This window comes from Paraburkholderia bannensis NBRC 103871 (genome assembly GCF_000685015.1).
GTDB classification, from domain to species: domain Bacteria; phylum Pseudomonadota; class Gammaproteobacteria; order Burkholderiales; family Burkholderiaceae; genus Paraburkholderia; species Paraburkholderia bannensis.
Genome location: NZ_BAYA01000010.1, coordinates 141575 through 167100 on the forward strand (window position 1 = coordinate 141575; position 25526 = coordinate 167100).

At 64.9% G+C, this 25526-nt stretch carries 23 protein-coding genes; 13 read left to right on the plus strand and 10 right to left on the minus strand.

Annotated elements, in window-relative coordinates; genetic code table 11:
- Window positions 1-113 precede the first annotated feature (113 nt).
- From BBA01S_RS17750 to BBA01S_RS17760, 3 genes are all read left to right on the plus strand, one after another.
- Complete coding sequence (locus BBA01S_RS17750) at window positions 114-2774, plus strand: circularly permuted type 2 ATP-grasp protein (protein ID WP_027817636.1); 2661 nt, start codon at window positions 114-116, stop codon at window positions 2772-2774.
- A complete protein-coding gene (locus BBA01S_RS17755) occupies window positions 2771-3655 on the plus strand; it encodes a transglutaminase family protein (RefSeq protein WP_027817637.1) in 885 nt (294 codons plus the stop codon). The genes BBA01S_RS17750 and BBA01S_RS17755 overlap by 4 nt, the downstream gene beginning before the upstream one ends.
- 64 nt (window positions 3656-3719) lie before the next feature.
- Complete coding sequence (locus BBA01S_RS17760) at window positions 3720-4208, plus strand: cupin domain-containing protein (protein WP_027817638.1); 489 nt, start codon at window positions 3720-3722, stop codon at window positions 4206-4208.
- 31 nt (window positions 4209-4239) lie between these two features.
- Here the strand turns inward: BBA01S_RS17760 and katG are convergent, their stop codons facing one another.
- The 7 genes from katG to BBA01S_RS17795 all read right to left on the minus strand — a co-directional run bounded on the left by katG (window position 4240) and on the right by BBA01S_RS17795 (window position 12112).
- Entirely contained in the window at window positions 4240-6414 is a 2175-nt protein-coding gene (gene katG, locus BBA01S_RS17765; protein ID WP_027817639.1) for a catalase/peroxidase HPI, read from the minus strand.
- A 99-nt stretch (window positions 6415-6513) separates the two neighbouring features.
- Entirely contained in the window at window positions 6514-6804 is a 291-nt protein-coding gene (locus tag BBA01S_RS17770; protein ID WP_027817640.1) for a hypothetical protein, read from the minus strand.
- A 63-nt stretch (window positions 6805-6867) separates the two neighbouring features.
- Window positions 6868-7026, minus strand: coding sequence for a hypothetical protein (locus BBA01S_RS47580; protein WP_167336022.1), 159 nt, complete (start codon window positions 7024-7026; stop codon window positions 6868-6870).
- Window positions 7027-7112: 86 nt separating this feature from the next.
- Window positions 7113-7310 carry a hypothetical protein gene (locus BBA01S_RS17780; protein WP_027817641.1) on the minus strand — a complete coding sequence of 66 codons (198 nt, stop codon included), beginning with the start codon at window positions 7308-7310 and terminating at the stop codon, window positions 7113-7115.
- A gap of 444 nt (window positions 7311-7754) precedes the next feature.
- Window positions 7755-8924: an EmrA/EmrK family multidrug efflux transporter periplasmic adaptor subunit gene (locus BBA01S_RS41625; RefSeq protein WP_042297460.1), complete on the minus strand. Its 1170-nt coding sequence runs from the start codon at window positions 8922-8924 to the stop codon at window positions 7755-7757.
- 25 nt (window positions 8925-8949) lie between these two features.
- Window positions 8950-10512, minus strand: a complete 1563-nt coding sequence (locus BBA01S_RS41630; protein ID WP_042297498.1) for an efflux transporter outer membrane subunit — start codon at window positions 10510-10512, stop codon at window positions 8950-8952.
- A 40-nt stretch (window positions 10513-10552) separates the two neighbouring features.
- A complete protein-coding gene (locus BBA01S_RS17795; RefSeq protein ID WP_027817642.1) occupies window positions 10553-12112 on the minus strand; it encodes a DHA2 family efflux MFS transporter permease subunit in 1560 nt (519 codons plus the stop codon).
- A 336-nt stretch (window positions 12113-12448) separates the two neighbouring features.
- On the opposite strand from BBA01S_RS17795, the gene BBA01S_RS17800 reads away from it, so the two are divergent.
- From BBA01S_RS17800 to BBA01S_RS17830, 6 genes are all read left to right on the plus strand, one after another.
- Window positions 12449-13126 carry a TetR/AcrR family transcriptional regulator gene (locus tag BBA01S_RS17800; protein WP_084162256.1) on the plus strand — a complete coding sequence of 226 codons (678 nt, stop codon included), beginning with the start codon at window positions 12449-12451 and terminating at the stop codon, window positions 13124-13126.
- A 56-nt stretch (window positions 13127-13182) separates the two neighbouring features.
- A complete protein-coding gene (locus tag BBA01S_RS17805; protein WP_027817644.1) occupies window positions 13183-13752 on the plus strand; it encodes a DsbA family protein in 570 nt (189 codons plus the stop codon).
- 355 nt (window positions 13753-14107) lie between these two features.
- Window positions 14108-15256 carry a porin gene (locus BBA01S_RS17815; protein WP_027817645.1) on the plus strand — a complete coding sequence of 383 codons (1149 nt, stop codon included), beginning with the start codon at window positions 14108-14110 and terminating at the stop codon, window positions 15254-15256.
- A 172-nt stretch (window positions 15257-15428) separates the two neighbouring features.
- Window positions 15429-16208 (plus strand): amino acid ABC transporter substrate-binding protein, encoded by a 780-nt coding sequence (locus tag BBA01S_RS17820; protein WP_027817646.1) that lies wholly within the window; start codon window positions 15429-15431, stop codon window positions 16206-16208.
- 13 nt (window positions 16209-16221) lie between these two features.
- Window positions 16222-16899 (plus strand): amino acid ABC transporter permease, encoded by a 678-nt coding sequence (locus tag BBA01S_RS17825; protein WP_027817647.1) that lies wholly within the window; start codon window positions 16222-16224, stop codon window positions 16897-16899.
- A complete protein-coding gene (locus BBA01S_RS17830; RefSeq protein ID WP_027817648.1) occupies window positions 16899-17657 on the plus strand; it encodes an amino acid ABC transporter ATP-binding protein in 759 nt (252 codons plus the stop codon). Before BBA01S_RS17825 ends, BBA01S_RS17830 begins: the two co-directional genes overlap by 1 nt.
- A 4-nt stretch (window positions 17658-17661) precedes the next feature.
- Here BBA01S_RS17830 and BBA01S_RS17835 read toward each other — a convergent pair whose 3' ends face one another.
- Complete coding sequence (locus BBA01S_RS17835; protein WP_027817649.1) at window positions 17662-18537, minus strand: LysR family transcriptional regulator; 876 nt, start codon at window positions 18535-18537, stop codon at window positions 17662-17664.
- A gap of 106 nt (window positions 18538-18643) precedes the next feature.
- Here BBA01S_RS17835 and BBA01S_RS17840 point away from each other — a divergent pair, with 106 nt between their 5' ends.
- On the plus strand, window positions 18644-19717 hold the full coding sequence (locus BBA01S_RS17840; RefSeq protein ID WP_027817650.1) for an alkene reductase: 1074 nt from the start codon (window positions 18644-18646) through the stop codon (window positions 19715-19717).
- A gap of 53 nt (window positions 19718-19770) precedes the next feature.
- Here BBA01S_RS17840 and BBA01S_RS41635 read toward each other — a convergent pair whose 3' ends face one another.
- Window positions 19771-20559 carry a TetR/AcrR family transcriptional regulator gene (locus tag BBA01S_RS41635; protein WP_245641515.1) on the minus strand — a complete coding sequence of 263 codons (789 nt, stop codon included), beginning with the start codon at window positions 20557-20559 and terminating at the stop codon, window positions 19771-19773.
- 116 nt (window positions 20560-20675) lie between these two features.
- On the opposite strand from BBA01S_RS41635, the gene BBA01S_RS17850 reads away from it, so the two are divergent.
- From BBA01S_RS17850 to mhpA, 3 genes are all read left to right on the plus strand, one after another.
- Window positions 20676-21524, plus strand: coding sequence for a fumarylacetoacetate hydrolase family protein (locus tag BBA01S_RS17850; protein ID WP_027817651.1), 849 nt, complete (start codon window positions 20676-20678; stop codon window positions 21522-21524).
- 94 nt (window positions 21525-21618) lie between these two features.
- The gene (locus BBA01S_RS17855; RefSeq protein WP_027817652.1) at window positions 21619-22557 is read left to right on the plus strand and encodes a VOC family protein; all 939 of its coding nucleotides are present in this window, start codon (window positions 21619-21621) and stop codon (window positions 22555-22557) included.
- A gap of 92 nt (window positions 22558-22649) precedes the next feature.
- Entirely contained in the window at window positions 22650-24281 is a 1632-nt protein-coding gene (mhpA, locus tag BBA01S_RS41640) for a bifunctional 3-(3-hydroxy-phenyl)propionate/3-hydroxycinnamic acid hydroxylase MhpA (protein WP_042297462.1), read from the plus strand.
- 47 nt (window positions 24282-24328) lie between these two features.
- On the opposite strand, the gene BBA01S_RS17865 is transcribed toward mhpA, so the two are convergent.
- Window positions 24329-25459, minus strand: a complete 1131-nt coding sequence (locus BBA01S_RS17865) for an MFS transporter (RefSeq protein WP_322787828.1) — start codon at window positions 25457-25459, stop codon at window positions 24329-24331.
- Window positions 25460-25526 lie beyond the last annotated feature (67 nt).

Genomic DNA, 25526 nt, shown 5'->3' on the forward strand with positions numbered 1-25526 from the left:
GCGGTTGTTTTACGAAGTTGTTTTAATCACCACGCCCCACTGCGAGCGCGCCCGGAAGACGGGCGCGCCACCCGATCTTGCCGCTTAACCTGCCGCTTAACTTCCCGATCATCTTGCCGACCCAGACCACCCTGCCGTTCGATGCCGCCGCCCACGAAGACGAGGCGCGCGCGCCGCTGCGCACCTTGCCCGTGCGCAGCGGGCACTGGGACGAGCTGAGCGCGCCGGACGGCAACCTGCGCGAGCCGTGGCAGCAGTTCTTCGGCCTGCTCGACAAGGATGGCGTGGAGGGGCTGGACAGCGCGGCGGCGTCGGTGGCGCGCCAGGTGCGCGAAAACGACATCACCTACAACGTCTACGCCGATCGCGGCGGCCCGCGCCCGTGGGCGCTCGACGTGCTGCCGCTCCTGATCGGCGAGGACGAATGGGCGCTGATCGAGCGCGGCGTGGCGCAGCGCGCGCGCCTGCTCAACGAGATCGTCGCCGATGTCTACGGGCCGCAAACGCTGCTCGCGCGCGGCCTGCTGCCACCCGCGCTGGTGTTCGGTCATCCGGGCTATTTGCGCGCCGTGAAGGGCTTCGTGCCGCCCGACCGGCAGTACCTGCAGATCGTCGCGCTGGATCTCGCGCGCTCGCCTGAGGGCCAGTGGACGGTGGTGTCGCACCGCACCGAAGCGCCATCGGGCCTCGGCTATCTGCTGGAAAACCGGCTGATCGTGTCGAGCCTGTTCGCCGAGCCGTTTCGCGCGATGCGCGTGCACCGGCTCGCGCCCACCTACTCGCAACTGGTCGCCACGCTCGCGGCGGCCGCGCGCACGCTGATGCGCAACGGGCCTGACGACGGGCGCGGGCCCAACGCCTCGCCGCACATCGTGCTGCTCACGCCTGGCCCCTTCAGCGAGACCTATTTCGAGCACGTGTTCCTCGCGCGCTACCTGGGCCTCACGCTGGTCGAGGGCAAGGATCTGACCGTGCGCAACGACATGCTGTACCTCAAGACGCTCGGCGGCCTGGAGCGCGTGCATGCGGTGCTGCGGCGCCTGGACGACACCTTCTGCGACCCGGTCGAGCTGCGCGCCGATTCGACCATCGGCGTCCCCGGCCTGCTGCAGGTGATGCGCGCAGGCAACGTGATGGTGTCGAACGTGCCAGGCGCGGGGTTCGCCGAATCGCCCGCCCTGCACGGTTTCATGCCGGCGATGGCGCAGGCGCTGCTGGGCGAGCCGCTGGCGCTGCCGGGCGTGTCGACCTGGTGGTGCGGCGAGGACGCCGCCTGGCGCGACGCGCAGGCGCAACTGGGCGAGGCCCTGCTGCTGCCCACCTGGCCGCGCGGCCCGCAGGGCGCCGCCAGCACGCCGCCGGGACTCGCGGCAGGGCCGCAATCGCTGGCCGGCTGGCGCGAGCGCATCGAACGCTTGCCCGACGCCTTCACGATCCAGCAGCCGCTGCGCTACAGCTACACGCCGCGCTACGAGAGCGGCGCGGGCATGCTGGGCGCGCGCCCCGCCGTGCTGCGCGTCTACGCGATCGCCGACCCGGAATGCGGCTGGCGCGTGCTGCCAGGCGGCTTCACGCGCCTGGCGGCGGAGCATCAGGAATCGGTGTCGATGCAGGCGGGCGGCAGCAGCGTCGATACCTGGGTGCTGTCGAGCCAGCCGGGCACGGCGTTTTCGATGCTGCCGAGGCCGATGCAGCCGGGAGACCTGCGCCGCGAACAGCGCCGCGTGCCGAGCCGCTCCGCCGAAAACCTCTTCTGGGCAGGCCGCTACGGCGAACGCGCCGAAAACGGCGTGCGCCTGTGCCGCCTGATCCTCGGTTCGCTCGAAGGCAGCGACGCGGGCGAGCTGTCCGGCACCTTCATCGAACTGGCGGCCGCCAGCGGCCTCGTGCCGTCGGCGAGCGGCGACGTGCGGCGCGGACTCGACGCGTTCGAACGCCTGCTGGTGGCCAACCTGCACGAGAGCGCGGGCGGCGCCAGCATCGGCCAGACGCTCGCGGGCCAGGCGTATGCGTGCGGCGAGATTCGCGGCCGCCTGTCGAGCGATCACTGGCGCAACGTGCTGGCCTCGCGCAACGATTTTCGCGATGCGTTGCAGGCGTTGTCGCTTGCGCCCGCGCCAGCTTCTACGTCGGCAGCCACGCGTACCGACGCCGTCACGCCGCTGCGCCGCCCCACGCCCTACGACCGCATGGCGCTGATACGCGCACTCGACACCCTCACGACGCAACTGAGCGCCATCAGCGGCTGCCAGGGCGACCGCATGACCCGCGACGAAGCGTGGCGCCTGCTGTTCGCCGGGCGCCATATCGAGCGTGTGGCCGCGATGGCCACGATGCTGCGCATCGCCGCGCAGCAGCGCACGCTCGCCACGCCTGCCGGTTTCGACGTGATGCTGCAACTGTTCGACAGCACGCTCACCTATCGCTCGCTCTATCCTGGACGCCTTGAAGTGCCCGCCTTGCTCGACCTGATCGTCACCGACCCGACCAATCCGCGCGGCCTCTATGGCGTCTACGCGCGCCTGCGCACGCGGCTCGACGAGATCGCGCAGGCGGCGGGCGGCCCGCGCCGCGAACCGTTCGCCTCGCAGCTCGCGCCGATCGAGGCCTTGCCCACGCTCGAAGAACTATGCGAACCCGGCGACGACGACCGCTATCCCGCGCTCGTCGCGCTGTGCGACAGCCTGGCCGCCCGCATGGCCGCGACCTCGAACGAAATCAGCGCGCGCTGGTTCAGCCACGCCACGCCGCCCGCCGCGCAGGTGTGGTCATGAGCGGCACGCGCCTGACGGTGACGCACCGCACGACCTACCGCTATTCCACGCCGGTCGAGACGGCGCAGCATCTGGCGACGATCAAGCCGCTCGAATTGCCGTGGCAGCAGGTGGCCGGGCATCGCTCGGAGATCGAGCCGGCGCCGTCGTACCAGACCAGCCGCCACGACGCGTTCGGCAACGAGGTGCTGTATTTCTCGTTCGATGCGCCGCATGACGACTTGCAGATGACGAGCGAGACGACGGTGCTGCTCGCGCCGCGCTACGAGACGCTCGATGTTGCCGCTGCGCCTGCGTGGGAAAGCGTGGCCCACGCGCTGCGTTACGAAGCGGGTGGCACGTTTTATCCGGAGTCCGAATTTTGTTTCGCGTCGCCGAACATCGCCCTGCTGCCTGCGTTGCGCAAGTACGCGCTGGAGAGCTTCGCGCCTGAGGTGAGCGTGCTGGAAGGGGCAATCGACCTGATGCACCGGATTCACGCGGACTTCGACTACAAGCCCACGGCGACGGCGTTTGACACGCCCGCTTCGCGCGCCTTCGAATTGCGTCATGGCGTCTGCCAGGACTTCGCGCAGGTGATGATCGGCTGCTTGCGTTCGCTTGGGCTGGCGGCGCGTTATGTCAGCGGCTATCTGCGCAACGATCCGCCTGCGGGCGCCGCACCGATGATCGGCGCAGATGCGTCGCATGCGTGGGTGTCGCTGTATGTGCCGGACGTGGGTTGGGTCGACCTCGATCCCACCAACGATGTGCTCGCCGACCAGGGCCATATCACGCTCGCCATCGGCCGCGACTACACCGATGTGTCGCTCCTGCGCGGCGTGATTTTGGGTGGCGGCGCGCATCAGGTCGAGGTGGCGGTGCAGGTGAAGGCGCAATGACGCGCGGCGTGCCGCGCAAACGCCTGTGCCATACTGCCCCTCCGATCCCACCGGAGACGACCGCATGCAACGCCCCAGCTTTATCAAGCATTGGACTGAGCTAGAGAACCCGGAAGCAGGCCACTATCAAGGCGACACCGAATTGATGGGCCTCGGCGCACCGCTGGCCCAGAAACTCGGCCTCACGCGCATCGGCATTCATCACGTGCGCCTGTTGCCCGGACGCAGAACCTCCTACCCGCACGCCGAAAGCGCGGAAGAAGAGTTCGCCTATGTCGTCGAAGGCACGCCCGATGTGTGGATCGACGGTCACCTGCACCGCCTCCAGCCCGGCGATTCCGTGGGCTTTCCCGCGGGCACGGGCATCTGCCACACGTTCCTCAACAACACGACCGAGGAAGTGCGCCTGATCGTGATTGGCGAAACGCCGAAAGACGAAAACCGCATTCGCTATCCGCTCAATACGGCTCATGAAGCAACGCGCAAAGACAAATGGACCGATTGGCCGGACAGGCCAATCGGTCCACATGATGGCAAGGCGAAGGTCGAATAACTGAACTATCGACCTACGCTAATGCTGCAAATCAAGCCAGGTCGAAGCGATCCAGGTTCATCACCTTGGTCCAGGCCGCGACGAAGTCCTTGACGAACTTCTCCTTGGCGTCGGCGCTCGCATAGACTTCCGCGAGCGCGCGCAGCACGGCGTTCGAGCCGAACACCAGGTCGGCGCGCGTGCCCGTGTACTTCACTTCGCCGCTCTTGCGGTCGCGCCCTTCGAAGCGCTCCGACGTCGCATCGGCTGCCTTCCACGCCGTGCCCATGTCGAGCAGGTTGACGAAGAAGTCGTTGCTCAGCACGCCCGGCTTGTCGGTCAGCACGCCGTCGTTGCTGCTGTCGGCGTTCGCACCCAGCACGCGCAGGCCGCCGACCAGCACGGTCAGTTCCGGCGCGGTCAGCGTGAGTTGCTGCGCCTTGTCGATCAGCAGCGTTTCGGTCGACGGGCCTTCCTGCACGTTGCGATAGTTGCGGAAGCCATCGGCGTGCGGTTCGAGATGGCCGACCGATTCCACATCGGTCTGGTCCTGGCGCGCATCCACGCGGCCTGCGATGAACGGCACGCTCACCTTCACGCCCGCCGCTTCAGCAGCCTGCTCGACACCGACCACGCCGGCCAGCACGATCACGTCGGCGAGCGAGGCCTTGCCCGACGCCTGCTGGATCGCCTGCAGCTTCGGCAGCACGGCGACCGCGGCCTTGTTCACGTCCCAGTCCTTCTGCGGTGCGAGCGCGATGCGTGCGCCGTTGGCGCCGCCACGCTTGTCGCCGCCACGGAACGTCGATGCGGACGCCCATGCGATCGACACCAGTTCGCTCACCGACAGGCCCGACGCCGCGATCTTCGCCTTCAGGTCGGCGATATCGGCAGCGCTCGGGTGATGCACCGGCGCGGGCAGCGGGTCTTGCCAGAGCAGATCCTGCGCAGGCACTTCGGGGCCGAGGTAACGTGCCTTCGGGCCCATGTCGCGGTGGGTCAGCTTGAACCATGCACGCGCGAACGCTTCGCTGAAAGCCTGCGGGTCGTTGAGGAAGCGGCGCGAGATCTTCTCGAATTCCGGATCGAAACGCAGCGTGAGGTCGGTGACCAGCATGGTCGGCTTGCGCTTCTTCGACGGGTCGAACGGATCGGGGATGATGTCCGGCGCGTCCTTGGCTTCGAACTGGATCGCGCCAGCCGGGCTGCGCGTCTGCACCCATTCGTACTTGAACAGGTTCTCGAAGAAGTAGTTGCTCCACTGCGTCGGCGTCTGCGTCCAGACCACTTCGAGACCCGAGGTGATCGCGTCCGCGCCCGCGCCCGAGCCGTAACCGCTATGCCAGCCGAGGCCCTGCGCTTCGAGCGGCGAGGCTTCCGGATCCGTGCCCACGTTCTCTGCCGAACCGGCGCCGTGGGTCTTGCCAAGCGTGTGACCGCCGGCGATCAGCGCGACGATTTCCTCATCGTCCATCGCCATGTTGCCAAAGGTCGCGCGAATCGCGGGCGCCGCCGATACCGGGTCGCCGCTGGCGTTCGGGCCTTCCGGGTTCACGTAGATCAGGCCCATTTCCGTGGCCGACAGCGGGTTCTTTGCGAGCGTTTCCGGATTGCGGTGCGTGAGCCACTTTTTCTCAGTGCCCCAGTTCACGTCCATGTCCGGTTCCCACACGTCTTCGCGGCCAGCCGCGAAACCGAAGGTGCGGAAGCCCGCGTTTTCCAGCGCGACATTGCCTGCGAGCACGATCAGGTCGGCCCACGAAATCTTCTGGCCGTACTTCTGCTTGACCGGCCACAGCAGGCGGCGCGCCTTGTCGAGGCTGACGTTGTCGGGCCAGGAATTGAGCGGCGCAAAGCGCTGCTGGCCACGGCCTGCACCGCCACGGCCGTCGATCATGCGGTAGGTGCCGGCGCTATGCCAGGCCATGCGGATAAAGAGACCTGCGTAGCTGCCCCAGTCGGCAGGCCACCACTCCTGCGAGTCGGTCAGCACCTTGCGCAGGTCGGCCTTCAGTGCGCTGTAGTCGAGCTTCTTGAACTCCGCGCGATAGTCGAAACTTTCGCCAAGCGGGTTCGAACGGTTGGAATGCTGGTTGAGCAGGTCGACGCGCAGCTGGTTGGGCCACCAGTCGAGGTTCGCAGTACCGCCGCCGGCAACCGGTTTGGCAGCGGCATGAAACGGGCATTTGGCTTCATCGGGCGTGGGTGTATCGATGGGCGTGCTCATGTGTACTCCATTCGCGTGGGGAAACGCCTTAATATATCCGTTACCGAAGACAGACCCCAATTGAACGTCTGTATCTGAGCGATAGGCCTTTGACGCGCCTCAGTACATCGACGCCAGCGAGCGCGTTTCGGCCTTTGATCCCGGCGTGGCCCGGCTTGCTTGCCGCGTGCTTTCAAGGTGATCGAGACGCAGCATCAGCTCTTTCGCCTGCTTGTCGATATGCATGGGCAACTGCGGCATGACCTGAATTGCCCGCACCCGCGCACGCCAATAGCCGAGGCTGACCACGGCGTTGGCTTCGGTCTGGCGCACGAAGTCGGTCGAGCGCTCCAGATAGCCGAGAACATTGCGGATATGTGTCAGATCCCGCTCAGCAAATTCAAAGCTCACGATGCATTCCCCGTTTTTGGTATCGATTCAAAGCGTGTCGATCGCGTGTTGATCCAGCGGTCATTAGCGACGCGAGCGTGACCACTGCAACCACTCGTGGTGGTCGAGATTGCGTAAAAGATCGGCACGCCGGCGCTCGCGGCGGTAATGCGCGACCACACCCACAGCAGCGACGAAGAGCACGATCGTGCCCACGCTCATACCCAGCCAGGACTGTTCCACTTCAGCCTCCTCGGGTTATCTGGATCGCCGCCGCATCGATTCGTGCAGCGGGCAGCACGCTCAGGCAGCACGTTCAGTCCGCACAATCACGCGGCGCGCGCGAACGCCCGCAGTACGGCATGGCCACGCGGCGTCACGCGCAGCAGCGGCTGGCCCGATTCCGGTGGCGCTATCGCGACCAGTTGCAGGTCGCGCAGCACGCCTAATTCGACACAATCGGGCTCGATGTGCTCGGATGCGTCGTTGAGCAGCAGCAATGTGGAAAGTTCGTGATGGCTCAGCATGACCGCTCCTTCGCCAACATCGATTGCGCTGCTGCGCCGCCAATGGCATGCACGATACTGCATGCAGTGGGCAGGGTGGCAAAGTGGTTTAGTTCAGGATTACTCATGAATTAGGCTCCATTGGAGTCATCAACACGCTGGCCGCTGCCACTGCGGCCGACGACCGGCATGACGTCATTCACGAGCGCGTAAATCCGCTTATTTACGCTCCCAGCGCCACCTTCGCCGATCTAGAGATTTCATTCTAACTTTGTTAAATCTTCGTTTTTATGACCCGCGCTCCAGGAGTTTCCCCAATGTCCTATAAGGATTTCCTGAGCGTTGCCGACTTGCGGGCTGAAGCGTACGTTTTAGCAAAATGAAAAAGAACATCCGGTCAAAAATGCACCGGATGTTCTTGTATCGATTGACGCGAATTGCTGGTCAGACGAAAGCGCGCGGGCTTTATTTCCCGGCGTTTTCGGCGATGATGCGGGCGATTTCCGCATCGGCTTCGTCGCCGTACTTTTCGAACACATCGGTCTGGTAGACCGTGTTCTGCGCGTTGCCGAGCTGGCTGCCGGAATCGTCCTTGATATTCACGTCCACCTGCATCGACAGGCCGATGCGCAGCGGGTGCTTCTCCAGTTCCGCCGGGTCGAGCGCGACGCGCACCGGCAGGCGCTGCACGACCTTGATCCAGTTGCCCGTGGCGTTTTGCGCGGGCAGCAGCGAGAACGCCGAACCCGTGCCCGCCGAGAAACCCACGACCTTGCCGTGATAGACCACCGACGACCCGTACACGTCCGCCGTCATCTCGACCGGCTGGCCGATGCGCATGTGCTTGAGCTGCACTTCCTTGAAGTTGGCGTCGACCCACACGGCATTGAGCGGCACGACCGACATCAGCGGCGTGCCCGGCGACACGCGCTGGCCCACCTGCACCGAGCGTTTCGCGACATAACCGGTGACCGGCGCGGGCAGCGTGTTGCGCGCGTTGGCCAGGTACGCATCGCGCACGCGGGCGGCGGCGGCCATCACGTTCGGGTGATCGGCGATCGTCGTGTTGGCGGTCAGCGCGCGGTTGGCGGCCAGTTGCTGCTGGGCGGCGTCGAGTGCGGCTTGCGCGCTCTTCACGGTGTCGCTCGCATGCGAGACCTCTTCCTGCGAGACCGCGCCCGTCTGCGCAACCTGCATGCGACGATGCAAATCGTCCTGCGCGCGTGAAAGATCGGCCTGGCGCACGGCCACCTGCGCCTGGTACTGGCTGTCGTTGGCGAACAGGCCGCGCACCTGGCGCACCGTCTGGCCCAGGTCGGCTTCGGCCTGCTGAAGCGCGATGCGCGAATCGGCGGGATCGAGCTGCACGAGCGGCTCGCCAATCTTGACGGTCTGCGTGTCGTCGGCGTTCACCGCGATCACCGTGCCGGTGACCTGCGGGGTGATCTGCACGACGTTGCCGTTCACGTAAGCGTCGTCGGTGTCCTCGCTAAAGCGTGCGACGAGGAAGTAGTACAGGCCGTAGGCAATCGCGGCAATCACGATCGCGACGACCAGCAGCGTCATCATGCGCTTGCGCTTGCCGTTCTGTTCAGTGCCCTGCTCTTCTGCAACGGGCCGTTGTGCGGTGTTCATTTCGGATTTCTCTTTGCAGTGTGTTTTATCGTTGCGCCGGGTTTGCAGCGACTGTCGCTGGCACGCTTGCGCCGTTCCAAGGCGCACCGTTCGCACCTTTCGCATCGCTGCCGATTTGCGACGGGGCGACCAGATTCGTTGTGTACGCATCGAAACCGCCGCCGAGCGCCTTGATCAGCGCGATCTGCTGGTCGCGGCGCTGGGCTTTCAGGTCGGCAACCGATTGTTCGGAAGCCAGGCGGTTCTGGTCGGCGTTGAGCACCTGCAATTGCTCCGACAGACCCGCCTTGTAGCGGATCACCGCGAGCTGGTAGGCCTTGGTCGAAGCATCGAGCGCGTTCTGCGCATCGACCAGTTGCCTGTCCGCCGAGTGGATCGACGACACCGTGGTCGCCACGTCCTGGAACGCGCCGATCAGCGTCTGGTTGTAGTTCGCCACGTCCAGGTCGAAGTCGGCGTAACGGCCCTTCAACTGCGCGCGCAATGCGCCCGCGTCGAAGATCGGCAAATGTACGGCGGGGCCGAACTGCGCCTGGCGGCTCGCGACGTTAAGGAATTTGCCCCAGCCGAAGGCATCGAAACCAAAGCCCGCGGCAAGATTCACGTCGGGGTAGAACTCGGCCTTCGCTTCCTTGACGTCGTGCATCGCGGCTTCGACCTGCCAGCGCGCGGCGACGATGTCCGGGCGGCGCGCCACGAGATCGGCGGGCAGGTTGTCGGGCAACGCGATTTGCGCGACCGGATTCAGCACGGGGTTGGCGATCTGCAAACCCCGATCCGGGCCCTTGCCGAGCAGCGCGCCCAACTGATAGCGCACCGTCTCGATCTGGCCGTCGATCTGCGTGAGGTTTGCCTGGCTCGTGGCAATATTGCCGTTGGCCGTCTGACGCTCGACGTTGGTGTCGAGGCCCGCCACCACGCGACCATTCGTGATCGAGCCGATAGTCTTGCGGTTGTCGATTTCGCGCGCGGCGATATCGCGCTGCACATAAAGCTGCGCAAGCTGGTTATACGTGCGTGCAACCGAAGCGGCCAGCGTCACGCGCGCCTGCTCCATGTCGGCTTGTGCTGCGCGCTGCTCCGATACGGCCTGCGCGAGACGCTGACGGTTCTTGCCCCACAAATCCAGATCCCAAGACGCACTGGCGAGCGCGTTGTTCTCGCTATACCAGCTGCCGCCGTACGGCGTCGGATACAGCGCGTTGGACGAGTAAAGCTCGCGCGTCCACGAATAGCTGGCGCTGACCTTGGGCGCGAGCGCCGCCTTCGACGTATCGATATACGACGAGGCCTTGGCGATGCGCGCCTGCGCCTGGGCGATGCTCGGGCTGCCGTCGAGCGCTTCGTCGATCAGCTTCGGCAATTGCGGATCGCCGAACTGCTGCGCCCAGTCGAGCGTGGGCCACTGCCCGCCCTGTGCCGGGATGCTCTGCGAGGACTCGAACTGTTGCGGCTGCGCGAGGGTCTTGTCGCTCTTGATGCCCGCGTAATTGGCGCAGCCGGCCATCAACGTCACCGTTGCGCCCGCAACTAAGACCGCCAGCGCACGCGGTGTCGCGCGTGGACGAAGGTTTGAAACGCTAGTCATGTTTTCCTGATGATCCTGATGATGCGAAAGCGCTGCCGGCTCAATGCGCGGCCGAATCGGCGCCGCCACCTTCCGGTTTGCCCGCACGTGTGATCCAGATGAGCGGGATGATCGCGATGAAGATCACCGCCGAAATCCAGAACACGTCGTTCAGGCCCAGCATTGCCGCCTGGGTATCGACGAGTTGCCCGAATACGGTGTGCGAAGCCGACGTATCCAGGTGCGCCGTTCGCGCAAGAAAGTCGAGAAATTGCGTGAATGCGGGGTTTTCCGGCGTGGCCTGTTCCGTCAGGCGCGCGTGGTGCACGACGGTGCGGTTGTACCATTCGTTCGCGCCCAGCGACGTCCCCACCGCCCCGCAAAACACGCGCGCGAAATTCGATAGCCCGGCCGCAGCGGGAATGCGCTGCGGCGGCTGCCCCGCGAGAATGATCGCGGTGAGCGGCACGAAGAACATCGCCATCGGAATGCCTTGCAGCAACGTTGGCACAACGAGGTGATACGTGTCGATATCGACGATGTAGTTCGAGCGCATCCAGAACACCACCGCGAAGCCGATAAACGCGAGCGTGGCCATTAAACGCGCGTCGGAACGCGGCAACACCTTCGCGATCACGGGCGACAGCAGCACTGTGAAAATGCCGATTGGCGCGATCACCAGCCCTGCATCCACGGCGCGATAGCCCAGATATTCCTGCATCCATTGCGGCAGCAGCACGAGGTTGCCGAAGAACACGCCATAGGCAATCGAAATGGCAATCGTGCCGCCAAGAAAATTGCGCTGGCCGAACAGGCGCAGGTCGACAATCGGATGTTCTTCGGTCAGCTCCCAGATCACGAAGGCCGTGAAGCTGACCGCGGCGGCAATCGTCAACCCGACAATCACGGGCGAATGAAACCAGTCGAGATCCTTGCCCTTGTCGAGCATGACCTGCAACGTGCCCACCCAGGCGACCAGCAGGCCCAGCCCGACCAGATCGATGGGCGGCTTGCGCGTGGGCGTCTCGCGCGAACGGTAGATCATCCACGTCGTCACGGCCGCGAAAATGCCCACCGGAATGTTGATGTAAAAAATCCACGTCCAGCTATAGCTATCGGTAATCCAGCCGCCCAGCGACGGGCCCGCAATCGGCCCGACGGTCGCCGTCATCGCCCAGAGCGCGAGCGCGGTCGACGACTTCTGCTTCGGCCACGAACTCAGCAGGATCGCCTGCGACATCGGGATGAGCGGGCCTGCCGTCAGGCCCTGGAACACGCGCGCGGCCAGCAGGACAGGCAGGTTCGGCGCCATGCCGCACAGCCATGACGCGATGGTGAACAGCACGATCGCGCCGACAAACAGCCTGATCTGGCCGAGCCGCTGCGTGAGCCAGCCGGTCAGCGGAATCGACACGGCATTGGCCGCCGCGAAGACCGTGATGACCCACGTGCCCTCGTCCACCGATACGCCAAGACTGCCCGACAACGTGGGAATGGCGACGTTCGCAATCGACGAATCGAGCACGTTCATGAAGGTCGCTAGCGCCACAGCGAGCGTGCCGAGCGCGAGCTTGCCGCCGGTCAGCGGCGCTGGCGCGCTGGCCGCAGCGGGCCCGCTCATCGGGCACCTCGGGGGCGTGTCGTGCGCTGTTCCATAGTCATTTTGCAATCCTGATTAACTTGATGTGCGCGGCCGCATGAGTTCCCAGCCCGCTCCGCCCCGAGACAGGCAAACGCGCCGCGCAGGTTCGCGCAGCAGCATCCGATCAATAAAGGGGAAGATCAAATCGGAGATAGAGTACCGAACGGTACTGCATAATAAGAGCGCAACACTACCGAGTCAACTAAAATCGAACCGATCGGTACTGCTACGTTGACAGGCAGGTAAGGCGGGGAAATACGCCACCGCGCTGTGTTACGATCCCGCGACACCGTTATTGCAACCCAATAGAAAGACATGGCGACGCAAAAGGAACCCGGCGCACCGGCGCGCCGCGCTCGCAACATCGATACGACACCCACACCCAGCCGCGCGGACATCGTCCTGAACGCGGCGCGTTCGGTATTTCTCGCGCACGGCTTCAGCGCCGCCACGACGGACATGATCCAGCGCGAGGCGCGCGTCTCCAAGTCCACCGTCTACGCGAGCTGGCCGACGAAGGAAGCGCTGTTTGCCGCCGTGATCCAGCGTGAATGCGGCCAGTTCGCGAATTCGCTGCGCCACATGGAATTCGAGTCCGACGACATCACGCGCTCGCTCACCACGCTGGCGCGCGCGTACCTGACGCTCATCGTCTCGCCGATGGGACTCGCGCTGTTTCGCGTGATCGTTGCCGAAACGCCGCGCTTTCCCGAACTGGGGCGCACTTTCTATGCAGCCGGGCCCGAGGTTGTGGCAGGCATCGTCGGCCAATTTCTCGAACGCGCGGCCGCGCGCGGCCAGATCGACGTGCAGGCCGTGGGCTATACGAGCGCGGCGAATCTCTTCATCAGCATCGTGCGCGGCGAGGCGCAACTGGAATGCCTCACGCACCCCAACGCCCGGCCCTCGGACGCGCAAATCGACCGCTGGGTCGAAGCCGCCGTGCATACGTTCGTGAGCGCCTTCGTCAAGCGCCCGGAAGCGGGCCAATAACGGGGCATGTGTTATGCGAGCCCGCACAAAGTAACCTCTAAGACCCGGAACACCCGATGACCCAAGCCGATTCCACCACGCCCGCCTGGCGCGCCGATCCGCTCACGTGGGGCCACGGCCCGCACGTTTTCGAAGTCTTCCTTGAGCCGACCTGCCCTTTCTCGGTGCGCGCGTTCGGCAAGCTCGACGCGCTGCTGGAGACCGCGGGCGCCGATCGCGTCACCGTGAAAATCCGCCTGCAGTCGCAGCCGTGGCACATGTATTCGGGCGTGGTCGTGCGCTGCATTCTCGCGGCTTCGACGTTGCCCGGCGGCAAGGAGAGAGCAAAAGCGGTCATGGCCGCCGTGGCCGCGCACCGCGAGGAATTCGAGTTCGAGCGTCATTGCGGCGGCCCGAACATGGATGCGACGCCCAACGACATCATCGCGCGCATCGAGCGTTACAGCGGCCTCGCCCTGCGCGAAGCGTTCGCGATCCCCGGTCTCGACAGCGAGGTCAAATGGCACGCTAAATACGCCCGCCAGAACGGCATTCATGTTTCACCGACGTTCATGATCAACGGCATTGTCGATCCGAAAATCGGCAGCGGCGATGACGTCGAGTCATGGGCTGCACGTTTGCGCTAGTCGCGCGCCAGCTTGCCCACGCGTGCCGGAATGTGCCAATCGCGCCACGCGCAAACTGGAATTCAATCTTCCGCGAAATCAAATAACGCGCGCGCGGCGCGATGCGCTGCCGCCATTCACGCGCGCTTCGCGCCGCACGGCAGCGCATCGAAATAGCTGATCCTTAACGCTTTATTCACGAATCGCCCATTTCACTTTCAACGCGACAATCCCTTTCCCGCACGCGTGAAATGCAAATCAGCGCGCTCGCAATGAGCTTTGCGCAATCGCTCCGTTAGAGAAACACGCGCCCCTCCCTAGCATCGGTCATGCCTTGCACATCGCAAGGTTTGATACACGCATACAGGGGTTTCGCTTGAAAACAACAACATGGCTCGGCGCATTGGCCGCAGCGCTGCTCTCGTCTTCCGCCTTCGCACAGAACTCCGTGACGCTCTACGGCATGATCGATGCCGGCCTCATGTACACCAACAACGTGAGCAAGAGCGGCGCACACGGCGCGCTGTTCCAGGCCACCAGCGGCAACATCAACGGCAGCCGCTTCGGCATTCGTGGGCGCGAATCGCTCGGCGGCGGCGTCAATGCCGTCTTCGTGCTCGAAAACGGCTTCAACGTGCAGAACGGCAAGCTGGGCCAGGACAATCGCCTGTTTGGCCGCGAGGCTTGGGTCGGGCTCACAAGCGATCGTTGGGGCTTCGCCGCCGTGGGCCGCCAGTACGATTCGGTCGTCGATTACGTCGCGCCGCTTTCTGCGGAAGCGGGTTCGTTCGGCAAGTCCAGCTTCGCGCACCCTTTCGATAACGACAATCTCGCGGATTCGCTGCGTTTCAGCAATGCCGTGAAATACGCGAGTCCCAGCTTCGCGGGCCTGCAGTTCGGCGGCCTATACGCGTTCTCGAACAGCACCGGCTTCAGCGCAAATCGTGCGTGGACCGCGGGCGCAAGTTATGCAAACGGGCCCTTCAGCCTGGGCGCGGGCTACTTGCAGATCGACCATGCCGGCGGCTCGACTGGCAACGGCGCAGTCGATATCGCCGAATCGTCGGCCAACGGCGTGGGCGGCTTTACGCTGGCCGCCAACGTGCAGCGCGTCGCCGCAGCCGCGATCCGTTACAAGGCGAACGGCGCATCCGTGGCCTTCGTGTATTCGCACAGCCAGTTTGAAGGCAGCACGGCTTTTGGCTCGACGGGCGGCAACGTGAGTTTCGACAATTACGAACTCAGCGGCCAATATCCGCTCGCGCGCCATCTCGCGCTGGGCCTCGCGTATGCCTACACCGACGGCCACACTTCGTACACCAGAACATATTCCGCCGATCCCAAGTGGCAGCAGGTCGACGCGCAGCTTGTCTATTCGTTCTCGCGGCGCACGGACGTGTATGTCGAAGGGATCTACCAGCACGTTGCCGGTCACCACTACGTCGCGTTCATCGATACGGCGGGCGGCGCGTCGTCCACCGCCACGCAGGTCGTTGCAACCGTTGGCCTGCGCTCGCGCTTTTAAGACCTGCCTTAATACCGGTGCCCCTTCGCGGGGACGCCGGTTTCGCCGTTATATTCCGCCACTGTATATCGATAGCGAATCATCGCTTTTGTGCCTGGACGCGCGCTCAGTAGAATCTGTCGACTCCTTGAAACAACCCCATACCAAAGACCACCTACCGCGAGTTCCGACCATGAAAGCCATTCGCTCAGTACTGCTCGCCGCCCTCGTGTCGGCTGTCACCGCCGCGCCCGCGTTCGCCGCGGACGAGCTTGCACAGATCAAGTCGTCCGGCGTGTTCCGTGTCGGCACGGAAGGCACCTACGCACCGTTCACCTATCACGACGAGACGGGCAAGCTCACCGGCTTCGATGTCGATATCGCCTCGGCCATCGCACAGCGACTGGGCGTCAAGCCGCAGTTCGTCGAAGGCAAATGGGACGGGCTGATTGCGGGCCTCGACGTGAACCGCTACGACGCCGTCGTCAACGAAGTCTCGATCACGGATGCACGCAAGGCCAAGTACGATTTCTCGACGCCGTATATTGCCACCCACGCCGTGCTGATCGTGCGTTCCGACAACACGACGATCCATTCCTTCGACGACCTGAAAGGCAAGAAGTCGGCGAACACGCTGACCAGCAATTTCGGCAAGCTCGCGGCTTCCCACGGCGCCGATGTCGTGCCGGTGCAAGGCTTCAACGAATCGATCGACCTGCTCGCGTCGGGCCGCGTCGACGCCACGGTGAACGACTCGCTTTCCTTCCTCGACTTCCAGAAGCACAAGCCCGATGCGAAGCTCAAGGTCGCGGCCAGCGACACCAGCACCGCCGACGATCAATCGGGCGTGCTGATCCGCAAGGGCAGCCCCGCACTGCGCGAAGCCATCGACAAGGCGCTCGCCGACATCAAGGCGGACGGCACCTACGCGCGCATTTCGCAGAAGTACTTCGGCAAAGACGTTTCGCAATAAGGCGGGTTGAACGATGCCGGCATGGCTGCACCTGATGGGGCAATCGCTTTGGCCCCTGCTTTACGCGGGACTCGTCTTCACCGTTCCGCTCACCCTGGCATCGTTCGCGCTGGGTATCGTGGTGGCGTTCTGGGCCGCAATCGTGCGGCTGTTCGGGCCGCGCTGGGCGGTCGCGATCGTGCGCTTCTATATCTGGCTGTTTCGCGGCTCGCCGCTGCTCGTGCAGCTGTTCGTCATTTTCTACGGACTGCCTAACGTCGGCATCGTGCTCGATCCGCTGACGGCGGCGATCATCGGCTTCTCGCTCAATGTCGGCGCCTATAACGCCGAAGTGATTCGCGGCGTGATCGAATCGATCCCGCGCGGGCAATGGGAAGCGGCTTATTCGATGAACATGACGCGCGCGCAGGCACTGCGCCGCGTGATCCTGCCGCAAGCCACGCGCGTCGCGCTGCCTGCATTGTCCAATTCGTTCATCTCGCTCGTGAAGGACACGTCGCTTGCGGCCGTGCTCACGGTGCCCGAGATCTTTCAGGCCGCGCAGCGCATCGCGGCCGTCACCTACGAGCCGCTGATTCTTTATTCCGAGGCCGCATTGATCTATCTGGTTTTCAGTTCCGTGCTCTCGCACGCACAAGGGCGGCTCGAAGCGCGCTTTGGCCGTCATGCGCTGTTTTCGGCGGGGCGCTGATGATCCGGCTCGACAACCTCAGCAAGTCGTTCGGCGATCATCGTGTGCTGGACACCATCGACCTCACGCTGGCTGCCGGCAGCGTCACCGCGCTGATCGGCCCATCGGGCAGCGGCAAAAGCACGCTGCTACGCTGCGTCAACCTGCTGGAGACGCCGGACGAAGGATCGCTGGCGATTGGCGACGCACGCATCGACTTCAGCCCGCAACGCCGCGTCACGCACGCGGAAGTCGCCGCCATACGCCGCCATACCGGCATGGTGTTCCAGAATTTCCAGCTGTTCGCGCATCTCAGCGTGATTGAAAACGTGATGGAGGGACTGGTCACCGTGCTCAAGTGGGATCGTGCGCGCGCCCGCGAACGCGCGGCGGCGCTGCTGGAGAAAGTCGGGATCGCGCATAAGGCCGACGCCTGGCCCTCGACGCTTTCCGGCGGACAGCAGCAGCGCGTGGCAATCGCACGCGCGCTGGCGCCTTCGCCGCAGGTGCTGCTGTGCGATGAGCCCACGTCGGCGCTCGATCCGGAACTGTCTGCGGAAGTGGTCGACGTGCTGCGGCAACTGGCGCAGGAAGGCACGACCATGCTGATGGCGACGCACGATCTGCGGCTCGCGGCGTCAATCGCGCACGACGCCGTTTTTCTCAAGGACGGCGCAATCGTGGAAGCGGGGCCATCCAGCGCATTGTTTTCGCGTCCGCGCGACGCACGCACGGCACGCTTTGTTTCCACGCTGACGCAAAGCATTGCGATTCACTAAGCGGCTAGCGCGCGAGACGCGCTTGCAGGAATTCGATAAAGCGCTGCACCTTGGCCGGTAAAAGCCGGGTCTCGGTGATCGCATAGATCTGCACGGCCTCGCCGTGCCATCGCGGCAGAACCGGGCGCAATGCGCCGCTCGCCAGGTCGTCGGCAACGACTTCGTGCGGCATCAGCACAATGCCCCGGTCGAGCACCGCCAGCCGGCGAATCATGCCCACGCTGTTGAGCGCGAAGCGTCCGCCCACCGGCACCGTGACGGAGCGCTTGCCTTCGCGCAACGTCCATCTGGAGGCCTTAAGAATCGTCAGGCATTCGTGATGCGCCAGATCGGCGGGCTTCGCGGGTTCACCGGCGCGTTCCAGATACGCGGGCGACGCATATAAATTAGGCGTCAGCGAAGCCAACGGCCGCGCGATCAACTGCGAGTCTTCCGATTCGCCGATGCGCAATGCCACATCAAAGCGCTCGCTCACCAGGTCGATACGCCGCGAAGTGAGATCGAAGTCGAAGCGGATACCGGGATAAAGCTCGGCGAACTCCACCATGAGCGGCGCCAGATAGGTCACGCCGAAATCCACCGGCAACGACACGCGCAGCACGCCGCTCGGCTGCGCGAGCATGTCGCCAAGCTGTTCGTGCGCAAGCCGCGCTTCCTCAACGATGCGCTTGCAGCGCTCGAAGTAAAGCTGCCCCGCCTCGGTCAGCTCGATTCTGCGTGTCGTGCGATGCAAAAGGCGCAGGCCGATGGTCTTTTCGAGCGCGGTGATCCGTCTGGACAGCGTCGAGTTCGGAATGCCCACCGCCTGCGCCGCGTTGCGAAAGCCCTTCGCCTTGACGACCTCCACAAACAAGGCCATGTCATTGAGGTAATCGTCCATGCAGATTGCTCCATTAATGGATCAATGATATCCGATAGAGCGTATTTATCTTTCCTGCGAAGCAGACGATGATGCTTGCGTCACCCTCCCATCCAAGGAATTCATCGTGAGCACCGTGTTCGAACCCGTTAGCGTTGGCCGCTATACCCTGCAAAACCGCCTGGTCATGGCGCCGATGACCCGCTCGCGCGCGCAGTTCGACGGCACGCCGGGCGCGCTGGCCGCCGAGTATTACGCGCAGCGCGCGAGTGTCGGCCTGATCGTCACCGAAGGCACCCAGCCTTCGGACGACGGCCAGGGCTACCTCATGACGCCGGGCATCTATACCGATGCACACGTGGCGGGCTGGAAGCACATCACGAACGCCGTGCACGCCAAAGGCGGGCACGTCTTCATGCAACTGATGCACGCCGGGCGCATGTCCCATCCCGACAACACGCCCCACCACCGTCAGGCCGTCGCGCCGTCGGCGATCGCACCGGGCACGGGCATGTTCACCGCGAAGGGCATGCAGGACATTCCCGTGCCGCGCGCGATGAGCACCGAAGAAGTCCGCCAGACGGTCGCGGAGTTTGCGTTCGCCGCACGCCGCGCGATCGATGCAGGCGCGGACGGCATCGAAATTCACGGCGCCAACGCGTATCTCGTGCAGCAATTCATCGCGCCCAGCGCCAACACGCGCACGGACGAATACGGCGGCTCCATCGAAAACCGCGCACGTTTTGCCATCGAGGTTGCAACGGCCATTGCGCGCGAAATCGGCGCGGATCGCACCGCGATCCGCCTGTCGCCGGGCATGGCGTTGTGGGGCATCGACGAAGGCGCTGAAGGCCCGGCGCTCTATCGTTATCTCGTCGCCGAACTCGACAAACTGGGTCTCGCGTACCTGCACATTGCGCATCAGGGCAATGAGCCGCTGCTGGCGGAAATCCGCGCGCTTTGGCGCGGCGCGTTGATCGTGAACCGTCCTGGACGGCCGCGCGAGCAGGTAGGTGCGGATACGGCAGCAGGCGTCGCCGATCTCGAATCCTACGGCGCCATGGTGCTCGCGAACCCCGACTTCGTGGAGCGCATCAAGACCGATGCGCCCATGAACGAACCGCGCCGGGAAGGCTTTTTTGGCGGCACGGAAAAGTTCTATACCGACTATCCGACGCTGAGCGAAGCGAACGTCGCTTGAAGCCAGCCAACGGGCCGGCCCGTTAAAACCAGCCTGGCAATCAATCCGGCATCCTAATCATTGTCCGTTGGGTCGCCGCCGTTCCGCCCGGTCCCCGGATCTTTCTCGAAGATCGCGCCTTGCGGCTCGCCGCAATCCGCGATCGGCGCGAAGGCCAGCGCATGGGCCTCCTCTTCTTTCACGCCAAAACCGAGCAATAGCGTGAACATCACCGTTTCGGTGTAATCGTCGGGGGCCTCGCCCGACAGCAGCGTCTCGATCCCGTACATGATCGCGCCCAGCGCGATATCGCGCGCCACGCTCACGTGCTCGATGCGGAACTTCCCCGTGTCGATCGCCAGTTGCAGGTCGCGCGTCAGGTACTCGTCGAGCAAACGCCCGCGCGAGCCGCGCCGCGTCCCTACCCGCGTGATGAACGCGCCCCACAGCGGATAGCGCGCCGCCATCGTCATGTACAGCCGCGAACCCACGACCAGCCGCCGCACGGGATCGTCCTGCGCCAGCACGAGCGGATCGATCACGCCCAGCACCTGGTCGCTGCTCTCGCCCGCGACCGCCACCAGCAGCTCGCCCGTGGTGCGAAAGTAGTTGTAGAAGGTGCCGCGCGCGACCCCGGCGGCCGCGATGAAGTCATCGATGACCGGCAGATCCGGGCCCTTCTCGGCGAACACGCCAAGCGCCGTCTCGATCAGCCGGTTGCGCGTCTTCTCCCGGCGCGCCGCGCCCACGCGGGTCTGATAGTTCTCTTCCGATGCGTCCATGTGTGTCCAGCGGGTATCCAGCAGGGTGTCCAGTCGGCGGCCGTTTGCAGGGTCGCCGGGCTGGCGATTGTCTCCCGCCATTCTAGGGTTTGTCCTGTATCGAATCTAGTTGACGATTTTGTCAAAACGCCTAATATACGAACTGACAAAAACGTCAATTCAACGGTTTCGACCCCCAGCAACGTCCGGAGACACACATGCGACTGGTAAGTTTTGAGCGAAATGGCAAGGCGGCAATCGGTGTTCGCGAAGGCGATCACATCACGATCATCGGTAATGAAACGCTGGAGTCGGTTCTCGCGAGCGGCGCGAAGCTGGCCGATTACGCACGCCAGCACGCCACCGACGAGCGCGTCGCCGTCGCCGACGTCAAGCTGCTGCCGCCGCTGTCGCGCCCGCCCAAGATCATCTGCGTCGGCCTGAATTTTTCCGATCACACGTCCGAGAGCAACTACGCGCAGCCCGACTACCCGACGCTGTTTTTCCGCGTCGCCACCAGCCTGATCGCCCACGACCAGCCGATGATCCGGCCGCGCGTGACGGACTCCGCGGGCCTCGACTACGAAGGCGAAATCGCCGTGGTGATCGGCAAGGGCGGCCGCCATATCGCGCGCGCCGATGCGCTGTCGCACGTCGCCGGTTATTCGCTCTTTAACGACGGATCGGTGCGCGAGTATCAGTTCAAGACGCCGCAATGGACGGTCGGCAAGAATTTCGACGGCACGGGCGCATTCGGCCCCGACCTCGTCACCGCCGACGAACTGCCGCCGGGCGCGAAGGGCCTGCGCCTCGAAACGCGCCTGAACGGCCAGGTGGTGCAATCGGCCAGCACGGACGAAATGGTCTTCGACGTCGAAAGCCTCATCAGCATCATCAGCGAAGCCATCACGCTGGAAGCCGGCGACGTGATCGTGTCGGGCACGCCCTCGGGCATTGGCTGGGCGCGCGAGCCGAAGCTGCTGATGAAGGCCGGCGACGTGTGCGAAGTCAGCGTCGAGAAGATCGGCACGCTGCGCAACGTGATTGCGGACGAAGCCGCCCGCTGATCGACGCGTTTTCCAGGCAAAAACGCCAAGGCGCCATCGCGCAAACAGGTCACGACAGCCCGCCGCCCGAGCGGGCCGCCTGAAGGAGACAAGCATGTCCGAAGACAACGCGCCTCGCGACCCCGCGAGCATTCACTCGATCGATCACTTCGCGCTCAACGTCCCGTCGCTCGACGAGGCGGCGCGCTTCTTCGACAGTTTCGGTCTGCGCGTGGAGCGCAGCGACGGCCCGTCGCCGGAACTCGCGCTCTACGCCGCGGACGGCCATCGCTGGGCGCGCATCCTGGCCAGCGATCACAAGTCGCTCGCGTATCTCGCCTTCAACTGCTACGCCGCCGATCTCGACGCGCTGCGCAACCAGGTCGCCGCGCGCGGCTGCACGGTGCTCGACGACCGCGGCAGCGAAGGCTTCTGGTTCCACGATCCGGACGGCAATCTCGTGCAGGTGAAGGTGGGCCGCAAGACCAGCCCGTCGGTCAAGATGCCGTTTCATCTGGACGGCAGCCCCGCCGACACGCGCGGCTCGCATACGCGCTCGCAGTCGCTGATCGTGCATCCCCGCCGCCTGTCGCACGTGCTGCTGTTCACGCCCGACGTGCTGCGCGCGCTGGACTTCTATCACGCCGCGCTCGGACTGCGGCTTTCCGACAAGTCGCGCGACCTGATCGCCTTCACGCACGCGCCGCACGGCAGCGACCATCACCTCGTCGCGTTTGCGAAGAGCGCCGCGCGCGGCTGGCATCACGCGGCGTGGGACGTCGACAACGTCAACCTGGTCGGCGAAGGCGCGTCGCAAATGGCCGCGGCGGGCTACACGAAAGGCTGGGGCACGGGCCGCCATGTGCTCGGCTCGAACTACTTCCACTACGTCGAAGATCCGTGGGGCTCGTTCTGCGAGTATTCCGCCGATATCGATTTCGTATCGGCAGGCTCGCAGTGGCCCGCAGGCGACTACGACCCCGAAGATTCGCTCTATCTCTGGGGCCCGGCCGTCCCCGAGAACTTCATCCGCAATACCGAAGCGCCCGCCTAGCGGCTCCTCGCATTTTCATCAAACACCAGCTTCATGGCTGCCGGCGTCCGCCGGTGGCCAGGGCAACACTCGCTCGTTTGAAGGTGAATCACATGGCTTCCCAGAATATTCTCGATGTCGTCGTGGTCGGTTACGGGCCCGTTGGGCAGACGCTTGCCATCCTGCTCGGGCAGCGCGGCTACCGGGTCGCGGTCTACGAACGCTGGCCGTCGCTTTACCCCTTGCCGCGCGCGGTCTTTCACGACCACGAAATCCGCCGCGTGTTTCATGCCATGGGTATTGGTCAGGATGTCGAATCGATTTCGCAGCCTTCGGCAACCTATCAATGGTTCAATGCCGACTGGAAGACGCTGGTCGAAATCGACTGGTCGTCGGAGTCGATCAGCGACGGCCCGGTCGGCTATCTGTTCAACCAGCCCTCGCTCGAAGCGCTGCTCGACAGCAAGGCGAAATCCGTGCCCAGCGTCGCGGTTCATCAAGGCTGGGAAGCGATCGAGCTGCACGAACGCGCCGATCATTGCGAGCTGAAACTCGAACGCGTGACGATGCAGGACGGCAAGGTCACGCGCAGCGGCGAAACGCAGACAATCAAGGCGAAATACGTGATCGGCGCGGATGGCGCCAACAGTTTCGTGCGCAAGGCGAGCGGCATTGCGTTCGAGGATCTGGGCTTCCAGGAGGACTGGCTCGTCATCGACCTGAAGCCGAACGAAGGCGTGAAGCTCGACGTGCCCGATATCGGCCAGTGGTGCAATCCCGCCCGCCCGACGACGATGGTGCCGGGCGGCCCTGGTTATCGGCGCTGGGAATTCATGCGCCTGCCGCATGAAACGCGCGAAGACATGCAGCGGCCCGAGAAGGTCTGGGAACTGCTGTCGCCGTGGGTCGGCCCGGATCAGGCGACGCTCGTGCGTTACGCGCTCTACACCTTCCGCTCGCTGATTGCGGACAACTGGCGCAAAGGGCGCGTGCTGATCGCCGGCGACGCGGCGCATCAAATGCCGCCGTTCATGGGCCAGGGCATGTGTTCGGGCTTGCGCGATGCGTGGAACCTCGCGTGGCGGCTCGATCTCGTGCTGCGCGATGTCGCTGCGCCCGCGCTGCTCGACGGCTATACGCCGGAGCGCCGTCCGCAGGTGCGCGCCGTGATCGACGCGTCGATTGCGATGGGCCAGGTCGTCTGCACGTCCGACCTGCAGAAGGCCGCCGAGCGCGACGCGGCCTATCTGGCGGGTAACGTACCGCCGCTGCCGCCCTTCCCCGGCCTGACCGACGGGCTCATCGTCCACGCCCAGAACAGCGCCGACGGCGGCATCGCCGGGCAGTTGAGCGTGCATGGCCAGGTGCGCAACGGCGGCACGACGATGCGGTACGACGAAGCGGTGCCGACGGGCTTCCATCTGATCGGACTCGACATCGATCCGCAGGCGTACCTGAGCGAGGCGGCGCGCGCGGCGCTCGACCGGCTTGGCGCCCATACGATCGGCGTGACGCGCGACGCGTCGAAGGTGGTGACCGACCGCGTGCTCTATGACGTCAGCGGCAAGTACCAGCAGTTCTTCGCGCAGCACGATGCGAAGGTCGTGATCGTGCGGCCGGACTATTACGTGTTCGGCGCTGCGCACACGGCCGAAGAAGCGAACGCGCTGGTCGCGGCGCTCATGGCAGGTATCGGCCTCGTTCAAACCGAAGCGTGCGAATCCCAGGCAAGCGCCCTGGCATAACGGCTGGACAAGGCGGGGCGGCGCGTACCTGGCGCGCCGTCCACGCTTCAGACGGCCACCATCCCCAGCCGCCGGTCGCGCACCACCGACAACGCAAGCGCCAGCAACCCGCACGCGGCAATCAGCACGAGCAGCGCGCCCTTGCCGCTGTGCACCAGCACCCAGCCGCCGAGCGCGGGAAAGCCGAACGCCCCCACGAAATACGCAGCGACGAACCACGTGAGCGCCGCGCGCCGATGCTCGGCAATCGAATCGTTGACGGCCTGCAGCTGCACGATCGGATACGCCAGGCCATAGCCCGTGCCGAGCAGCACCGCCGACGCCGCCTGAAATCCCGCGTGATAAGGCACCGCGAACATCGCCGCGCTGCCGAGCACCATCATCGTCAGCAGCACCTTGGTCGCGGTGGCGGAGCGCAGCTTGATGACGAGACGCGAGAGCAGCCAGCGCGTGGCCACCACCGTCACCGTGTAGACGCTGAAGAAGGTGCCCGCCTGCGCGTGCGTGCCGTTCACGAGCGAGCCCTGAAACGTCATCAGCCCCGAGAACACGCAGCCGCCCAGCGCAATGATGACAACCGGAAAGACCGTGCGCGTGCGCGCCACCGCGCCGATGCTGCGCAGCCAGCTGTCGCGCTGCGGCTGCACATGCGCGAGCCGGCCAAACGCTTCGAGCAGGAACGCCGCGACCACGCACAGCGCGCCTATGCCGTAGAGCATGCTGTCGAGCGGCACGCGCCACCAGCGGATCGCGAGCGCGGCCAGCGCGGGCGCGCCCCCGATCCCCGTCATCTGCACCGTGGCGAAACGCAGGAACCAGAGGCCACGGTCGGCGTCGCTGGTGCGCTCGGCGAGCGACATCGGCGCGGCGAGGCAGAACGCGCCCCAGCCAAAGCCGACCAGAAAGCCCGGCAGCGCCTCCAGGTCGCTCGCGCCCCCGGCAGCCGCGAAACTCGCGACGCCCGCGCCCACCGCCAGCGCCGCCAGCGCGGCCATGCGCGCGGCGCCGATGTGCCGCACGGCCCAGCCCGTGAGCGGCACGCCGATCAAGGTGCCGAGCGCCGCGCCCGCCAGCGCCACGCCGGTCTGAAAATCCGTCCCGCCCAACAGGCGCACGTGCATCGAAAAGAGGAACGTCGCCCCATAGCCAGCCGAAGCCAGCAGCACTCCGATGAGCATGAACAGGGCGTTGAAAGGGCGCACGGGACGAACCGGTCGAGGGAGGAATTCCGCAGCTTAGCAGGCA

Excerpts from the sequence above, each read along its gene's own strand:
- BBA01S_RS17760 (WP_027817638.1), top strand. The coding sequence starts at position 3,720 with ATGCAACGCCCCAGCTTTATCAAGCATTGGACTGAGCTAGAGAACCCG.
- BBA01S_RS17835 (WP_027817649.1), bottom strand. The coding sequence starts at position 18,537 with ATGGACGATTACCTCAATGACATGGCCTTGTTTGTGGAGGTCGTCAAG.
- BBA01S_RS17805 (WP_027817644.1), top strand. The coding sequence starts at position 13,183 with ATGACCCAAGCCGATTCCACCACGCCCGCCTGGCGCGCCGATCCGCTC.
- BBA01S_RS17865 (WP_322787828.1), bottom strand. The coding sequence starts at position 25,459 with ATGCTCATCGGAGTGCTGCTGGCTTCGGCTGGCTATGGGGCGACGTTC.
- BBA01S_RS17825 (WP_027817647.1), top strand. The coding sequence starts at position 16,222 with ATGCCGGCATGGCTGCACCTGATGGGGCAATCGCTTTGGCCCCTGCTT.
- BBA01S_RS41630 (WP_042297498.1), bottom strand. The coding sequence starts at position 10,512 with ATGACTAGCGTTTCAAACCTTCGTCCACGCGCGACACCGCGTGCGCTG.
- BBA01S_RS41635 (WP_245641515.1), bottom strand. The coding sequence starts at position 20,559 with ATGGCGGGAGACAATCGCCAGCCCGGCGACCCTGCAAACGGCCGCCGA.
- BBA01S_RS17820 (WP_027817646.1), top strand. The coding sequence starts at position 15,429 with ATGAAAGCCATTCGCTCAGTACTGCTCGCCGCCCTCGTGTCGGCTGTC.
- BBA01S_RS41625 (WP_042297460.1), bottom strand. The coding sequence starts at position 8,924 with ATGAACACCGCACAACGGCCCGTTGCAGAAGAGCAGGGCACTGAACAG.
- BBA01S_RS17755 (WP_027817637.1), top strand. The coding sequence starts at position 2,771 with ATGAGCGGCACGCGCCTGACGGTGACGCACCGCACGACCTACCGCTAT.
- BBA01S_RS17795 (WP_027817642.1), bottom strand. The coding sequence starts at position 12,112 with ATGAGCGGGCCCGCTGCGGCCAGCGCGCCAGCGCCGCTGACCGGCGGC.
- BBA01S_RS17830 (WP_027817648.1), top strand. The coding sequence starts at position 16,899 with ATGATCCGGCTCGACAACCTCAGCAAGTCGTTCGGCGATCATCGTGTG.
- katG (WP_027817639.1), bottom strand. The coding sequence starts at position 6,414 with ATGAGCACGCCCATCGATACACCCACGCCCGATGAAGCCAAATGCCCG.
- BBA01S_RS17780 (WP_027817641.1), bottom strand. The coding sequence starts at position 7,310 with ATGCTGAGCCATCACGAACTTTCCACATTGCTGCTGCTCAACGACGCA.
- BBA01S_RS17800 (WP_084162256.1), top strand. The coding sequence starts at position 12,449 with ATGGCGACGCAAAAGGAACCCGGCGCACCGGCGCGCCGCGCTCGCAAC.
- mhpA (WP_042297462.1), top strand. The coding sequence starts at position 22,650 with ATGGCTTCCCAGAATATTCTCGATGTCGTCGTGGTCGGTTACGGGCCC.
- BBA01S_RS17855 (WP_027817652.1), top strand. The coding sequence starts at position 21,619 with ATGTCCGAAGACAACGCGCCTCGCGACCCCGCGAGCATTCACTCGATC.
- BBA01S_RS17850 (WP_027817651.1), top strand. The coding sequence starts at position 20,676 with ATGCGACTGGTAAGTTTTGAGCGAAATGGCAAGGCGGCAATCGGTGTT.